Source organism: Streptomyces coacervatus, from assembly GCF_029223485.1.
Lineage (GTDB): Bacteria > Actinomycetota > Actinomycetes > Streptomycetales > Streptomycetaceae > Streptomyces > Streptomyces coacervatus.
In genome coordinates, this window is the sequence record NZ_JARHTP010000009.1 from 219,923 (window position 1) to 234,626 (window position 14,704).

Annotated in this window: 14 protein-coding genes and 1 pseudogene; 8 read left to right on the forward strand and 7 right to left on the reverse strand. The window is 71.4% G+C overall.

All coding sequences use genetic code 11. The features are described 5' to 3' along the window. Positions 1-5: 5 nt before the first annotated feature. Positions 6-896 carry an alkaline phosphatase family protein gene (locus P2Q00_RS23350; RefSeq protein ID WP_275774610.1) on the reverse strand — a complete coding sequence of 297 codons (891 nt, stop codon included), beginning with the start codon at positions 894-896 and terminating at the stop codon, positions 6-8. A gap of 237 nt (positions 897-1,133) precedes the next feature. Continuing rightward, positions 1,134-2,006 (reverse strand): LysR family transcriptional regulator, encoded by an 873-nt coding sequence (locus P2Q00_RS23355; RefSeq protein WP_275774611.1) that lies wholly within the window; start codon positions 2,004-2,006, stop codon positions 1,134-1,136. A 70-nt stretch (positions 2,007-2,076) separates the two neighbouring features. Between P2Q00_RS23355 and P2Q00_RS23360 the strand changes: the two genes are divergently transcribed. Next, the gene (locus P2Q00_RS23360) at positions 2,077-2,673 is read left to right on the forward strand and encodes a short chain dehydrogenase (protein WP_275774612.1); all 597 of its coding nucleotides are present in this window, start codon (positions 2,077-2,079) and stop codon (positions 2,671-2,673) included. Positions 2,674-2,841: 168 nt separating this feature from the next. On the opposite strand, the pseudogene P2Q00_RS23365 reads toward P2Q00_RS23360, so the two are convergent. Together P2Q00_RS23365 and P2Q00_RS23370 are read right to left on the reverse strand one after the other, a co-directional pair. Next, positions 2,842-3,108: pseudogene (locus P2Q00_RS23365) on the reverse strand (Glu/Leu/Phe/Val dehydrogenase); the annotation flags it as partial. Positions 3,109-3,171: 63 nt separating this feature from the next. Continuing rightward, on the reverse strand, positions 3,172-4,062 hold the full coding sequence (locus P2Q00_RS23370) for an ornithine cyclodeaminase family protein (protein WP_275774613.1): 891 nt from the start codon (positions 4,060-4,062) through the stop codon (positions 3,172-3,174). 160 nt (positions 4,063-4,222) lie between these two features. Here P2Q00_RS23370 and P2Q00_RS23375 point away from each other — a divergent pair, with 160 nt between their 5' ends. Next, positions 4,223-5,155, forward strand: a complete 933-nt coding sequence (locus tag P2Q00_RS23375) for a LysR family transcriptional regulator (RefSeq protein WP_275774614.1) — start codon at positions 4,223-4,225, stop codon at positions 5,153-5,155. Here P2Q00_RS23375 and P2Q00_RS23380 read toward each other — a convergent pair. Next, entirely contained in the window at positions 5,152-6,072 is a 921-nt protein-coding gene (locus P2Q00_RS23380; RefSeq protein ID WP_275774615.1) for a LysR family transcriptional regulator, read from the reverse strand. The two genes, P2Q00_RS23375 and P2Q00_RS23380, sit on opposite strands and share 4 nt — an antisense overlap. A gap of 164 nt (positions 6,073-6,236) precedes the next feature. Here P2Q00_RS23380 and P2Q00_RS23385 point away from each other — a divergent pair, with 164 nt between their 5' ends. Genes P2Q00_RS23385 through amaB form a run of 3 tightly spaced genes read left to right on the forward strand, consistent with a single transcriptional unit; the run spans position 6,237 to position 10,425 of the window. Next, the gene (locus tag P2Q00_RS23385) at positions 6,237-7,412 is read left to right on the forward strand and encodes an NAD(P)/FAD-dependent oxidoreductase (RefSeq protein ID WP_275774616.1); all 1,176 of its coding nucleotides are present in this window, start codon (positions 6,237-6,239) and stop codon (positions 7,410-7,412) included. A 50-nt stretch (positions 7,413-7,462) separates the two neighbouring features. Beyond that, positions 7,463-8,854: a 2-oxoadipate dioxygenase/decarboxylase gene (gene hglS, locus P2Q00_RS23390; RefSeq protein ID WP_275774617.1), complete on the forward strand. Its 1,392-nt coding sequence runs from the start codon at positions 7,463-7,465 to the stop codon at positions 8,852-8,854. Positions 8,855-8,892: 38 nt separating this feature from the next. After that, positions 8,893-10,425: an L-piperidine-6-carboxylate dehydrogenase gene (amaB, locus tag P2Q00_RS23395; RefSeq protein WP_275774618.1), complete on the forward strand. Its 1,533-nt coding sequence runs from the start codon at positions 8,893-8,895 to the stop codon at positions 10,423-10,425. Between the two features lie 4 nt (positions 10,426-10,429). On the opposite strand, the gene P2Q00_RS23400 is transcribed toward amaB, so the two are convergent. Continuing rightward, a complete protein-coding gene (locus tag P2Q00_RS23400; RefSeq protein ID WP_425579500.1) occupies positions 10,430-11,242 on the reverse strand; it encodes an EamA family transporter in 813 nt (270 codons plus the stop codon). A gap of 167 nt (positions 11,243-11,409) precedes the next feature. Here P2Q00_RS23400 and P2Q00_RS23405 point away from each other — a divergent pair, with 167 nt between their 5' ends. Beyond that, positions 11,410-12,267, forward strand: coding sequence for a LysR family transcriptional regulator (locus P2Q00_RS23405; protein ID WP_275774813.1), 858 nt, complete (start codon positions 11,410-11,412; stop codon positions 12,265-12,267). Here P2Q00_RS23405 and P2Q00_RS23410 read toward each other — a convergent pair. Continuing rightward, a complete protein-coding gene (locus P2Q00_RS23410) occupies positions 12,252-12,905 on the reverse strand; it encodes a TetR/AcrR family transcriptional regulator (protein WP_275774620.1) in 654 nt (217 codons plus the stop codon). The genes P2Q00_RS23405 and P2Q00_RS23410 overlap by 16 nt on opposite strands. Positions 12,906-12,962: 57 nt before the next feature. On the opposite strand from P2Q00_RS23410, the gene P2Q00_RS23415 reads away from it, so the two are divergent. Then, positions 12,963-13,649: a class II aldolase/adducin family protein gene (locus tag P2Q00_RS23415; protein WP_275774621.1), complete on the forward strand. Its 687-nt coding sequence runs from the start codon at positions 12,963-12,965 to the stop codon at positions 13,647-13,649. Continuing rightward, a complete protein-coding gene (locus tag P2Q00_RS23420; protein WP_275774622.1) occupies positions 13,646-14,584 on the forward strand; it encodes a carbohydrate kinase family protein in 939 nt (312 codons plus the stop codon). Before P2Q00_RS23415 ends, P2Q00_RS23420 begins: the two co-directional genes overlap by 4 nt. The last annotated feature ends 120 nt before the right edge of the window (positions 14,585-14,704 follow it).

Sequence of the window (14,704 nt, forward strand, 5' to 3'; positions counted from 1 at the left end):
GGGCGTCAGTTCCAGATGCCGGTGATGTCGGACGCCGAGGCGGCGTTGCCCGCGTGGGCGCTCAGACCGGCCAGGTCCTCCACCGTGCGCAGCACGTTGTAGTGGTTGTAGGTGGTCGAGCTGGAGCTGCCCGCGGTGACGTGCTGCCCGTAGAAGAGGGTCGGGATGCGGTTGCCGGACAGCTTGTTGTCCTCGTCGAAGGTGACGGCGAGGATGCTGTTGTGGGTCTGGGCCCAAGTGGCGTACGCGCCCAGGTTGTTCTTGATCCAGGTGTCGCCCGTGGAGACCGAGCAGTCGTGCATGTCGCTGCACAGGTTCGGGGTGACGAAGGAGACCTTCGGCAGGGTCGTGTAGTCGGTCGGGAACTGCGCGAAGGTCATCGCGGTGTTCGTCGGCACGTTGGAGAAGCCGAACCACGGGTTGTGCTTCTGCGCGTAGTTGCCGCTGCTGCAGACGGTCGAACCCTGGCTGGGCAGCGACTCGTTGTAGCTCTTCCAGGTCTTGCCCGCGGCGATCAGCTCTGAGGCCAGGTTCGGCGCGGAGATGGAGCCGACCGGCACACAACTGTCGTCGGTGCGGCCCTGGTTGGAGCCCGAGAAGAGCATGTAGTAGTTCGGCTCACTGGGGTGGGTGAGGCCGTAGGACTGGGTGAGGTTGGCGCCACCCGCCTTGAGGGTGTTGTTGATGTACGGGGCGCTGGAGCTTCCGATCACCTGCGAGTAGGCGTGGTTCTCCATCACCACGACCACCACGTGGTCGGGGGTGGGGAGAGCGGCGGCCTGAGCGGTGGAGGCCGTTGCGGCCCACGCGCCGACGGATGTGGCGGTGAGGGCGACAGCCCCGGCGAGTACGGCGAGGGGGTGCCTGGTGCGCTTGGAAGCCTTGACGGCGGCCATGACTGTCCTCCGGACAGAAGTGACGGGCACGTGCGGGGGGAGGGCGGCGCCACAACCCTAGGAGCCCCGGACCGGCACTGTGTGAAGCACAGACGAACGGCGGCCCCCTCCAGGCGAACATTACCCCAGCCGCAGGTCATGTACAGGTCATGTGTGGCGAACGTCTGCCGGCCGATACGCGACATACGACCCGCGTACCCCGATCCGGCGCAGAGGCTCCGCACACGGCGGGCGAGGTCACACGCCGGACGTGCCGGTCGGTGTACCTGTCATGGCCTGCAGATGGCGGAGAAAGGCGAGCGTGGCCGGGTGCGTGGGAGTGCGCGGCCAGGCCATGCGGACCGTCACGGGCGGTACGTCCGCCAGGGGCAGATAGCGGACCCCGGGGTGCGGATGGCTCTGCTCGGTGGCCTCCGCGGTGACGCCGACCGCCTCCCCCGTGGCGATCACGGTGAGCCATTCGTCGACGTTGGCCACCGAGAACGTGTGGGGGCGCCGCCCCTCGGGCCACAGATCGGCCGTGGTCGCGGCGGTGGCGCACAGCACCACCGACCGGTCGGCCAGATCCGTCAGACCCACCGTCGGCCGAGTGGCCAGCGGATCACCGTCGGGTACGGCGGCTACGCGCCGCTCCCGGTACAGCGCCCTGACCTCCAGCCCGGCGCCGGGAACGGGCTCGGTGCGCAGGAGTGCCGCGTCGATCTCCCCGCGCCGCAGCGCCGCCTCCGGGTCGTCGCGCCGGTACACCTGCACCGGGGTCCCGGGATGCGCCTCGCGCCAGCCGCGCAGCAGCGGCACGGTCAGGTCGCCGAGCGCCGCCCAGGCGAAACCGATCCGCAGCGGCCGTACCCCAGCCGCGGTCTCGGTCAGCGCGTCGTCCAGCTGACGGAGGATCAAGTGAGCACGCTCGTACAGCCGTTGACCGGCGTCCGTGAGGGACAGGGTGCGGGTGGTACGGTCCACCAGCCGCACGCCGACCCTGCTCTCCAGCTGCTCCAGGGTGCGCGAGAGGGCGGGCTGGCTGAGGTGGAGCGCGGCCGCCGCACCGGTGATCGTGCCCTCGTCGCCGATCGCCGCGAGCGCCCGCAGATGCCGTAGTTCCACATTCATAACCCTGGAGCATAAATGCTCCCCGGAAGGTATTTCCCTCCCGCCCGGGTCCGGGCCTAGCGTCGCAGTCATGAAGATTCTGCTCATCGGCGCCACGGGCACGCTCGGCGCGGCCCTCCACAAGACACTCGACACCCGCGGCCACGAGGTCATCACCGTGGGCCGCAACGGCGGCGACCTGCGCTACGACATCACCGACCCGACGCAGGTCACCGAGGTGTACGAGCGCGTCGGCCGGGTGGACGCCGTGGTGAGCGCGGCCGGGCACGTGCCGTACAAGCCGGTGACCGAGCTGACCCCCGAGGACTATCTGGCCGCCTTCCACGGCAAGGTGCTCAGCCAGATCGACCTGGTGCGCCAGGGCATCCCGCGCATCGCCGAGCGCGGCTCCTTCACCCTCATCACCGGCGTGCTCGCCCGCGAGCCGATCCCCACCGGCAGCGCGGCCTCCATGGCCAACGGCGCACTGGAGGCGTTCGTCCGCGCCGCCGCCATCGAGATCGCCCCCCAGCGCATCAACGCGATCAGCCCGACGGTCTTCACCGAGAGCCTCGACTCGTACGGCGACTACTTCCCGGGCATGCCGTCGGTCGATCTCGCGGACGTGACCCAGGCGTACGTCCGCTCCGTGGAGGGCGCGCAGACCGGGCAGATCTACGCCCTGTAGTGCCCGGTGCGGTACCGCGCCCCGTAAGGGGCGCGGGGCTGTATCGATATGCGGCTCCGCCGCGGGGCGCGACCAGCCCCCACCGGCCCGCACCCGCGGCGGAGCCGCATATTGATGCAGCATCACCGCACTTCCAGCGGAGCGCTTAGGGCAGGCGCCCTTGCTCCGCATCGCCGTGCGGACGCGTTCCTCGGCCAGGCCGCGGCCCGCGGCGTGCGGGGTGACGTCCCGCCGCCGGGCCTCGTCCAGGACGCTCACCGTATTGCGGCGCAGTCTCGTCGAGATCGTCTCGAGGATGGCGTCGGTGTCCGGGCGGAACCCGGAGTGGCGGGCGTCCATCGCGAACGCGGCGACGACCCCTCCGGCGTTGGCGACGAAATCCGGGACCACCGTGATGCCGCGCTCGGCGAGGTGGTGCGACCTCGCCGCAGTCACCTCGGGCCAGTGCGTCGGCCACCGTCGCCGCGTCGGGACGTACGGGATCCCGGACTGTCTCCGTCATCCCTGCGTCGCCTCGAAGTGGGCCGCGGCGACCACCAGGTCCTGCCAGGCCATGCCCACGCTCTTGAACAACCGCGGCCGCCCCGGCGGGAGTTGGGCCTTGCCCCGCACGAGGTCGGCGAGACCGATCAGCGTGCCGGGATCGAGCGCCCCTGCCTGCGCGGCCAGCACGATGTCGCCGGCTTCGCGCAGCGCGGCCGAAACGGCCTCCACCACAACCGTGGAACGGCCCACAGTCCTCTCGTCGACCTCCCGGGCGTCCGGCTCGTGCGATCCGACGGCCACCACGGTCGAGTGCGCGGGCAGCAGCGAGCCGTCGAACAACGGTGTGCGCGCCGTGGTGCAGCAGACCACGACGTCCGCGTCCGCCACGTCGTCCGCACTGCCGACCCGCGCTCCGATGTCGTCGGCGAACGTGCGCGTGCGCTCGGCGTCCCGGCCGACGACCACGACGTCCCGGACCGGCCGGACACACCGCAGGGCTTCCAGATGCGACCGCGCCTGCGGCCCCGTCCCGAACAGCACCAGCCTGCTCGCGTCCGGTGCAGCGAGCACGTCGGCGGCCACGGCCGACACCGCCGCGGTACGCACGTTGGTGAGCGCGATCCCGTCCAGCAGTGCCAGCGGGGTGAGGGTCTCGCCGTCCAGCAGCAGGTAGTTGCCCTGGATCCGCGGCAGTCCCCGGTCCGCGTTGCCCGGAGTCACGGACACCACCTTGACCCCGGCGTAGGAGCCCCAGTGGGCGGGCATGAGCAGCAGCTGCCCCTGCGGCACCGGGACGGCCGAACGCGGCGGACCGGCCTCCGGGTCGAGTCCGCCGAGCAGGCTCGCACGCAGCGCGCCGATGGCCGCCGCCATGGGCGGCGCACCCTCCAGAACGGTGATCACAGCTGGAAACCCTCCTTGCTCACCAGTCCTCTCCGACCGGTTCCTCCCCACCCTGTGGTCCGCACAGCCCCGCTCACAAGAGCCAGAAGAACGAAACAACTGACGCTTGAGGGCAAGGAATGCTTACGCTGCCGCGGAGCCGCTCCCCGAGGAGTCCACGTTGCTGAAGCCCGTGCACCTGCTCACGCTCAAGACCGTCGTCCGCAGTGGCTCGTTCGCCGTCGCCGCCCGCGACCTCGGCTGCACCGCCTCCGCCGTCTCCCAGCAGATCTCCGCCCTGGAGAAGGAGAGCGGCCTCGTCCTGTTCGAGCGGGAGGCCCACGGGATCCGCCCGACAGCCGCGGCCCACCGCCTGGTCGACCTCGGCGCCCGGGTGCTGGCCGCCCTGGACGACCTGGACCACGAGGTGCAGGAGCTCGCCGGCGGCGCCACCGGCCGGCTGCGGCTGGGCAGCTTCCCGACGGCGGGCGTCAGACTCGTACCGCCCGCGCTGTCCGCGTTCGTCGCATCCCACCCCCGCGCCGGGATCGAGCTGGAGGAGGGCGAACCCGACGAACTCCTCGACGGACTCGGCAACGGCGACCTGGATGTCGCGGTGGTCTACGAGTACGGACTCAGCCCCCGCCAATGGCCCGAAGGCCTGGTCCGCCACCTGCTGCTGAAGGAGGACCTCGTCCTGCTCCGCGCCAAGGAGAGCGGGCTGAGCGACCGGCTTCCCGGACTGTCCCGGGCCCGCTGGGTCACCAGCCGCGAGGGCACCGCCGGCGCCGAGTCGGTCGTCAGGCTGTGCGCGGCCGCCGGGTTCGAGGCCGCCGTCGCCTTCCGCAGCAACAACTACGACGTCGTACGGGAGTTGGTGTCCGCGGGGCTCGGCGTGGCGGTGGTGCCGGGGCTCGGCCACGCGCCCAGCGACACCGTAGAGGCCACCCGTGTCGCCCAGCGCTCGGCCCACCGCACCGTGCTGGCCCTGCACCGCGGTGAGAACAGCAATCCGCTGCTGGGATCCATGCTGGACGCACTGCGGCAGGCGGTCCCGGCGGACGAGCCGTTCCTGCACCCTTCCTTGGCGGGCTTGGCGGGCTTGGCGGGCTAGGCGTGCCTCTGCGTGCCGCGCCGTCTTCCGGTCACCGCCCGCAGCACGTCCACCAGCGCGGCCACCGTCGGCCGGTGCTCGGCTGCGGAGCGGAACACCACGACGATGTGCCGCTCGACCGTCTCCCGCAGCCGCACCACGTCGAAGTGTGAGGCGCGCAGCCTGAGCATCAGCTCCGTCACGGTGCTGATCCCGATGCCCGCCTCGACCAGCGCCAGGGTGGCCGCGGTGTCCGTCACCTCGTGCTGGACGTCGGGTTCGATGCCGGCCCGCCGGCAGGCGGTACGCACGGCGCGGCCGTAGTAGCTGGAGGGGGAGGGCAGGATCCAGCCCAGGTCCCGGGTGTCGGCGAGGGCGATCTCGCCGCGGCCCTCCAGCCATCCGGTGGGTACGGCGAGGGAGAACCGCTCCCGGTCCAGCTGCATCACCCGCAGCGCCGGATCACGCGGGATGGGCACATCGGGGTAGTCCAGGCCGAGCGCCAGATCCACCGCCCCGGAGGCCACGGCGTCGTACACCTCGTCCACGTCCATGTCACGGCTGTGCACGGCAAGCCCCGGATGGGCCGCGCGCACCCGACCCAGGGCCAGCGGCAGGATCTCGGCGGCGGCCGTGGCGAACAGCCCCACCACCAGCACCCCGGAGACCTCGCCCCGGCTGCGCTCCAGTGCCTCCACCGCCTCCGCCTCCGTGGACAGGATCCGCTCGGCGTGCCGGGCCAGCGTCATCCCGGCGTCGGTCAGCTCCACCCGGCGCCCCACCCGCCGCAGCAGTTCCATGCCCGTGGCCTTCTCCAGCGCGGCGATCTGCTGCGAGACCCCGCCGGGCGTGTACCCCAGTGCCCGGGCCACCGCGGTGATGGTTCCGCGCCTGGTCAGCTCCACCAGGGAACGCAGCTGGGAGCTCGTCCAATCCATATAGAGACACTAATAGATCGGGCGCAGTAACAGTTCATGGACGTCAAAGGTTGGATTGCGTCACGATGACGGGCAGATAGCTGATCAGCGACTCGCCACGTACAGCGCCACCGACGGCGCCACTCATCGCGCCACTTACTGACAGCCTTCGGAAGGGACGGCTCTTGTCCTCCTCATCCACCTTCCGCTCCGTTCCGCCGACCGCAGAAGTCGTGATCATCGGCGGTGGCGTGATGGGTGCCAGTGCCGCGTTCCACCTCGCCGAGGCGGGGGTCGCCGGCATCGTCGTCGTCGAGCGCGGCGAGCTGGCCTGCGGCAGCTCGGGCAAGCCGATCGGCGGTGTGCGCGCCCAGTTCTCCGACCCGCTCAACATCGAGCTGGGCAGCCGAAGCCTGCGCGCCTACGAGAACTTCCCGCACCGCCCCGGAGCCGACATCCGCCTCGACACCGTCGGCTATCTCTTCCTGCTCACCACCGACCGGCAGGCCGCGGACTTCGAGGCCAGCGTGAAGACCCAGAACGCGCTCGACGTCCCCACCCGCATGATCACCCCGGACGAGGCCCGCCGCCTGTGCCCCTACGTCAACACCGACGGACTCGTCGCCGCCGCCTACTCGCCCGCCGACGGCCACGCCCGCCCCGGCCTGGTCGTGAACGGATACGCCGAAGCCGCCGCCCGGGCCGGCGTCACCTTCGCCACGCACACCACCGTGACCGGCATCGACACCGCGGGCGACCGCGTCACCGCCGTCCACACCGACCGCGGCCGCATCGACTGCAGCACCGTCATCTGTGCGGCCGGCGCCTGGTCCGGCCAGATCGGCGACATGGCCGGCATCGACCTCCCGGTCCGGCCGGTGCGCCGCCAACTCGCCTTCACCGAACCCCTTGCGCCGCCGGCGCCCCGTATCCCCTTCACCATCGACTTCACGTCGTCGGCCTACTTCCACAACAGCGACGACGGCCTGCTGTTCGGTCTCGCCGACCCCCGCCAGCCCGACGGCTTCGACACGACCTGGACCCCGGAGTGGCTCGAACTGTTCCGGGACGCCGTACGGCAACGGGCCCCCGAACTCGCCGACATGAGGACCGTCGACGGCTGGGCCGGCCTCTACGAGGTCACCCCCGACCACAACGCCCTGATCGGACGCTCCGGCGAACTCGTCAACTTCCTCTACGCCACCGGGTTTTCGGGCCATGGCTTCCTGCAGGCCCCCGCCGTCGGCGAGATCCTGCGCGACCTCCACCTGGACCGCGCACCCTTCGCCGACATCTCCCCGCTCAGCGCGGACCGCTTCCGCTCCGGGGCCGACATCCGCCCCGAAGCCCACGTGGTGTGACCTCCCGCGAAGTCCCTGTGGCGTGAACCCCCGACCGGAAGGGCCCTTCGATGATCAGCCAGTGGCAGCTGCGCGCCGCATTCGCCGCCCGGCTCTCCGACATGTACGGCCGGGAGGTCCCCGCCTACACCACGCTCGTGGACGTCTCGCGCGAGGTCAACGAGGACGTCCTGCGCGCACAGGGCGCCGACGCCGAACGCCTGGGCTCCATCGGCCGCGTGACCGCCGAGCGGCACGGCGCCATCCGCGTCGGCACCCCCGCCGAACTGCACCAGGTCGCCCGCATCTTCGGCGCCCTGGGCATGCACCCGGTCGGCTTCTACGACCTGCGTGAAGCCGCCGCCGGCGCGGTCCCCGTCGTATCGACCGCGTTCCGCCCCGTCGACGGCGAGGAGCTGGCCTGCAACCCCTTCCGCGTCTTCACCTCCATGCTCACCCCGGCCAACCCCCGCTTCTTCGACGCCGGTCTGCGCTCCCGCCTGGAGAACTTCCTCGCCGGCCGTGAACTGTTCCCACCGGAACTGCTCGCGCTCGCCGATCGCGCGGAGGCCGAGCGCGAACTGCCCGACGGCGACGCCGAACGCTTCCTCCAACTCGCCGTCGCCGCCTTCGAATTGTCGTCCGAACCGATCGACAAGGCCTGGTACGAGACCCTGGAGCGCATCTCCGCCGTCGCCGCGGACATCGGCGGCGTACACAGCACCCACATCAACCACCTCACCCCGCGCGTCCTGGACATCGACGAGCTCCACCGCCGGATGACCGAACGCGGCATCGAGATGATCGACACCATCCAGGGACCCCCCGACTGGAAGGGCCCCGACCTCCTGCTGCGCCAGACCTCCTTCCGGGCCCTCGCCGAACCGCGCGCCCTGCGCACCCCGGACGGCAGTGTCACCGGCGGTGCCCTGCGGGTGCGGTTCGGCGAGGTCGAGGCCCGCGGCATCGCCGTGACCCGCGAGGGCCGCGCGCTCTACGACCACCTGCTCACCCTCGTCGACGAACAGGTGGCCCTCAACCCGGCAGCGGACCGCGCCGAACTGGCCCGCACCGTCTGGTCGGAACACGTCCCCGGCACCGAACGAGACCTCGCCGCACAGGGGTTGGCGTACTTCACCCACCAGATTGCCACCGACCGGCCGAGGTACGGCAGCCACCCGCCCACCACCGTCGGCGACTTGCTGGACCAGGGCTGGATAAGGGCCGAACCCCTCGTCTACGAGGACTTCCTGCCCCGCTCGGCCGCCGGCATCTTCCAGTCCAACCTCAGCGGCGAGGGCTCCCGGGACAACGACCGGCAGGGCGCCGCGTACGACGCCGCATGGCTCTCCGGCGCCATCGACCGCGAGGTCCTCGACCCCTTCGCCCTCTACGAGCAGCAGCAGAACCGCTCCCTGGACAAGGTGGCCCGGGAGCTCGGACTTTCCGCCCCGCTCCGCTGACAAGCCCGTTCCCCCTTCCCGACCCCTAAGGATCCACCGTGACCAGCAGCCCCGCCCTCCCCATCACCGAGGACCTGCGCGCCCGCGCCCGTACGAGCCTGGAGCGCATCGGCGTCTCCGTCCCGGAAGGCACCGACTTCCAGGCGCGTACGCCGATCACCGGCGAGGACCTCTTCGGACTGACGGCCGCGACCGAAGCCGACACCGAGGAGGCCGTCACGGCCACCCGCGAGGCCTTCCTCACCTGGCGCACCACCCCGGCCCCCCGCCGCGGCGAACTCGTGCGCCGCTTGGGCGAGTTGCTGCGCGAGAACAAGAGCGACCTGGCCGACCTCATCACCATCGAAGCAGGCAAGATCCGCTCGGAGGCGCTCGGCGAGGTCCAGGAGATGATCGACATCTGTGACTTCGCGGTCGGTCTCTCCCGCCAGCTCTACGGCCGCACCATCGCCTCCGAACGCCCCGGCCACCGCCTGTCCGAGACCTGGCACCCGCTCGGTGTCGTGGGCATCATCTCCGCGTTCAACTTCCCGGCCGCCGTGTGGTCGTGGAACACCGCCGTGGCGCTGGCCTGCGGCGACACGGTGATCTGGAAGCCGTCCGAGCTCACCCCGCTGATCTCCCTCGCCTGCGACCGGCTGCTGGCCCGGGCCGCCGAAGAGACCGGCGCACCGCGGGATGTGCACCGCCTCCTCCTCGGCGACCGCACCATCGGCGAGAAGCTCGTCGACGACCCGCGCGTCGCCCTCATCAGCGCCACCGGCTCCACCCGCATGGGACGCGAGGTCGGCCCCCGCGTCGCCGCCCGCTTCGGCCGCACCCTGCTGGAGCTCGGCGGCAACAACGCCGCCGTCGTCGCGCCCTCGGCCGACCTCGACCTCGCCGTGCAGGGGATCGTCTTCGCCGCGGCCGGCACCGCGGGCCAGCGCTGCACGACCCTGCGCCGTCTCATCGTCCACCGCGACATCGCCGACACACTCGTCGCCCGGCTCACGGCCGCGTACGCCAAGCTCCCCATCGGCGACCCCTTCGACGAGCACACCCTCGTCGGACCGCTCATCTCCGCCAAGGCCCTCGACGCCATGCAGGACGCCGTGACCCGAGCCCAGGCACAGGGCGGCAAGATCCTGGTCGGCGGCGACCGCCGGCTGGCCGACGCCGCACCGCGCGCCGCCTACGTCGAACCGGTCATCGTCCGCGTCGAGGACCAGACCGACGTCGTACGGGAGGAGACCTTCGCGCCGATCCTCTACGTCCTGACCTACGACACGCTGGAGGAGGCCATCGCCCTGCACAACGACGTCCCACAGGGCCTGTCCTCCAGCATCTTCACCCGCGACCAGCAGGAAGCCGAACTCTTCCTCTCCGCCGAGGGCTCCGACTGCGGCATCGCCAACGTCAACATCGGCACCTCCGGCGCCGAGATCGGGGGCGCCTTCGGCGGGGAGAAGGAGACGGGCGGCGGCCGCGAATCGGGCTCCGACGCCTGGCGCGCCTACATGCGGTCGGCCACCAACACCATCAACTACTCCGGCCGGCTCGCCCTCGCCCAGAACGTCAGCTTCCTGTAGGGGGTCACCCGCGCCGCGCGAGCATGCTCAGGCTGTTGGCGGCCACGATGGCGCCGATGCTCGCCCACTCCGTCCGGCCCAGGTTCTGGCCGAGGCCGATCCAGCCCACGACGGCGGCGAGGACCGGGTTGACGCTCATGAACAGACCGAACGCCTGGGCCGGAACCCGGCGCAGCGTGAACAGGTCGGCGAGGTAGGGCACCGCAGAGGAGAGCACCCCGGCCGCCACGGCGTAACCCACCGCCGTGGCGGCCGGCGGATGCCGCAGGACGACGGCGACGCCGACCGGCAGGAACATCAGGGCCGAGACACCGGCGGCCGCCGCGGATCCCGCAGCGCCGGGGATACGGCGGCCGACGGTGCGGTTGAGCAGGATGTACGAGGCCCAGCAGACGGCGGCGAGCAGCCCCAGACCCATGCCGAGGTAGTCGGCGGAGGGCTGCGGGCGCATCAGCGTGACCACACCCGCCGCGGCGATCACCGCACAGCACGCATCGACGCGGTTGCGGGTGGCGGCCAGGGCGACGGCCAGCGGGCCGAGGAACTCCAGCGTCACCGCGAGCCCCAGGCCGATGCGGTCGATGGCGCTGTACAGGGACAGGTTCATGGTGCCGAAGACCAGGGCCAGCAGCAGCACCGGCTGCCATTGACGCCAGGTGAAGGCGCGCAGCCGGGGCCGGCCGACGGCCAGCAGCACGATCGCGGCGACATACTGGCGGACCGCGACGACGCCGACCGGGCCGAGGACGGGGAAGGCGAGCGAGCCGATCGCGGCGCCGGTCTGGTTGGACAGACCGCTGCCGACCATCGTGACCACGCCGAGGAGACGTCGCCCGTCGGGAACTGCGCGCTCCCCAGAAGCAGTAGCGGGGGCTGAGACTGAGGCAGATACGGGTGCCATGGCGCGATCGTGCACCCGAAGATGACTTGCACAAAATGCGTCCCGCAGTGCATCTATACGCTTGAGTCATGGATGCTCGGGCCATGGATGTGGAACTCCGGCAGCTGCGCTGCCTCGTCGCGATCGTCGACGAGGGCACCTTCACCGATGCGGCCATCGCACTCGGCGTCTCCCAGGCGGCCGTGTCCCGGACGCTCGCCTCGCTCGAACGGGCCCTGGGCGTAAGGCTGTTGCGCCGCACGTCCCGCGAGGTGACACCGACCGCGACGGGGCTGCGGGTGGTGGCACAGGCCCGGCGGGTGCTCGGCGAGGTCGAGGACCTGGTCCAGACGGCCACCTCCGGTCACACCAGCCTGCGCATCGGCTACGCGTGGTCGGCGCTCGGCCGGCACACCCCCGCCTTCCAGCGCCGCTGGGCCCAGGCGCACCCCGGCACGGACCTGCATCTGGTCCGGGTCAACTCCGCCACCGCCGGGCTGGCGGACGGCGCCTGCGACCTCGCCGTGGTGCGCAGACCGCTGGGAGAGGACCGCCGCTTCGACTGCGCGATCGTCGGCCTGGAGCGTCGGCTGTGCGCCATGGCCGCCGACGACCCCCTCGCCGGGCGGCGCTCGGTCCGGCTCGCCGACCTCAGCGGACGCACCCTGCTGATCGACCGGCGCACCGGAACCACCACCACCGACCTGTGGCCGCCGGACGCCCGCCCGGCCACCGAGGAGATCCACGACATCGACGACTGGCTCACCCTGATCTCCAGCGGCCGGGCCATCGGCGTGACCGCGGAGTCGACCGCCCACCAGTACCCGCGCCCGGGCGTCGTCTACCGCCCGGTCCGCGACGCCGAGCCCATCGCCGTACGCCTCGCCTGGTGGCGCAACGACCCGCATCCCGCCACGCCCGCAGCGATCGAACTGCTCACGGCCCTCTACCGCAGCGGCTGATATCGCGCGGTGACGGCCGAAAGGTATCCGCGCAACATCACCTTGGCCTCGTCCAGGAGCTCGGCGTCCCCCTCCGCATCCCTCCGGAACGCCTCCTGCGCGAGCGCGTCGGCGGCCAGGACCGAGGCGTGGCAGGCGCGGGCCAGGGACTCGTCGTCGCGAGCCATGTCGAGCGTGAGCAGGACGCGGCGGATTCCGTCGGCCATACGGCGCTTGTGCTCGCGGTCCGCGGCCCGGGTCCGTTCGGTCAGGCCGCTGCCGAACCACAGGGCGCGGAAGCCGTGTTCGGTGCGGTAGATCCCGGCGAAGGCGTCGACGAGCACACCCACCGGGTCGTCCCACCCCTGCGTCGCCGCGGCCTCGACCAGGCCGTCCATGGCGGCTTCGAGCTTGGCGAAGTAATCGGCTGCCAGCGCGTCGATGATCGCGTCGCGGTCCGGCAGATACTGGTACAGCGAGCCGACCGACACCTTCGCCTCCGCGGCGACGCGCGTCGTGGTCAGCGCCTCCACCCCCTCGCCGACCAGCACACGTTCGGCGGCCTCCAGGACCCGCGCCAACCGGGCTTTGCTGCGCGCCTGTTGAGGGGTACGACGCAGGGGAGCAGCCCCGTCGGCAGCCACGGTCGCCTCGCCCACGAACAACCTCCGAACCTGAACGTGACTTTGTTTCAGCTTTAGGTTACGGTCCCGCACATGACCGACTCAAGCACGGTGCTGGGTCAGGAGCGGGCCGCCGTGGCGGACGCCTGCCGCAGGCTGGGAGCCGAGGGCCTGCTCATCGGCACGGCGGGGAACGTCAGCGTGCGCGCGGAGGACCGGGTCGCCATCACCGCGACCGGAGCGGTGCTCGCCGAACTCACCGCGGACCAGGTGACGGTGGTCGACCTGGACGGCAAGGTCGTCGCCGGGATGCTCGAACCGACCTCCGAACTCGACCTGCATCTCGGCGTCTACCGGCGCTACGGCACCGGCGCGGTCGTCCACACCCACGCCCCGATGGCCACGGCACTCTCCCTCGTCCTCGATGAACTGCCCTGTATCCACTACCAGTTGCTCACCCTGGGCGGCACCGTCCGCGTCGCGCCGTACGCCACCTTCGGCACCCCCGAACTCGCCGAGTCGGTGCTCGCCGCGCTGGAGGGCCGCAGCGCCGCACTGATGGCCAACCATGGCGCGGTCACCCACGCACCGACCCTGGACAAGGCGGTCGAGCACGCCCTTCTCCTGGAGTGGGCCTGCGGTGTCTACCAGCGCGCAGCCGCCCTCGGACCACCCCGTGTCCTCGACGAACACCAGCAACTCGCGGTCATCGAGGCCGCGATCGCCCGCAACTACGGCACCACCCGCCCCGTACCACCCGAGCAGGAGGGAACCCGATGAAGGCACAGCAGGTCGTCACGATGGGCGTGCACGTGCTGGACGTACTGGTACGGCCGGTGGAGGAGATACCCGAGGGTCAGGGCGCCACCCTCGTGGACGACATCCGGATGACCGCAGCCGGGACGGCCGGCGGCACCGCCCTCACCCTCGCCAAGCTCGGCGCCCGGGTCCGCACCGCCGGCGCGATCGGCACCGACCCGACCGGCGACATGCTCGTCCAGCTCCTCAACAGGGCAGGAATCGACACCGAGTTGCTCGTCCGCCGCATCGACACCTCCACCTCGGCGAGCGTCCTGCCCATCCGCCCGAACGGCGACCGCCCCTCCCTCCACCTCCTCGGCGCCAACATCACCTACGGCCTCGACGACGTGCCGTGGGACGCGGTCGCCGAGGCCACCCATCTGCACCTGGGCGGCCCGGAGTTGATCGGCGCGGACGTGGCGGCGCGCATCCTGTCGTACGCCAAGGACCACGACGTGGTCACCTCCGTAGACCTCCTCGCACCCGGCGAACTCGGCACCTTCGACCAGATCGAACCGCTGCTCCCGTACGTCGACTTCCTCCTCCCCAACGACGACCAGGTCCTCGGGTTCAGCGAGGAGGAAGACCTGGTGACCGGTGCGAAGAAGCTTCTCGTCGCCGGGGCCGGCCTGGTCGCCGTCACCCGCGGCGGCGACGGCGTACTCCTCGTGACGGCGGAGGGCACCGAAACGGTCCCCGCCTTCGCGGTCGACGTGGTCGACACCACCGGATGCGGCGACGCGTTCTCGGCCGGCTTCCTGCGCGGCGTGAGCCTCGGGCGCACCCCCCGCGAGGCCGCCGTACTTGGCTGCGCGGCGGCGGCACTCGTGGCGCAGGGCCTCGGCAGCGACCACGGAGACTTCGACCTTCCCGAAGCCGACGAGTTCGCCATGTCCCACAAGATCCGTACATGACGGCGGATTCGCCGATCGAGTGGTGACGGCCCCGGCAGGAGCGTACGGTCGAACAGTGGACGGCACCGTTCACTGAGAGCGACGCACCATGAGCAGCAGCCCGCAGCCGACCTCCGCATC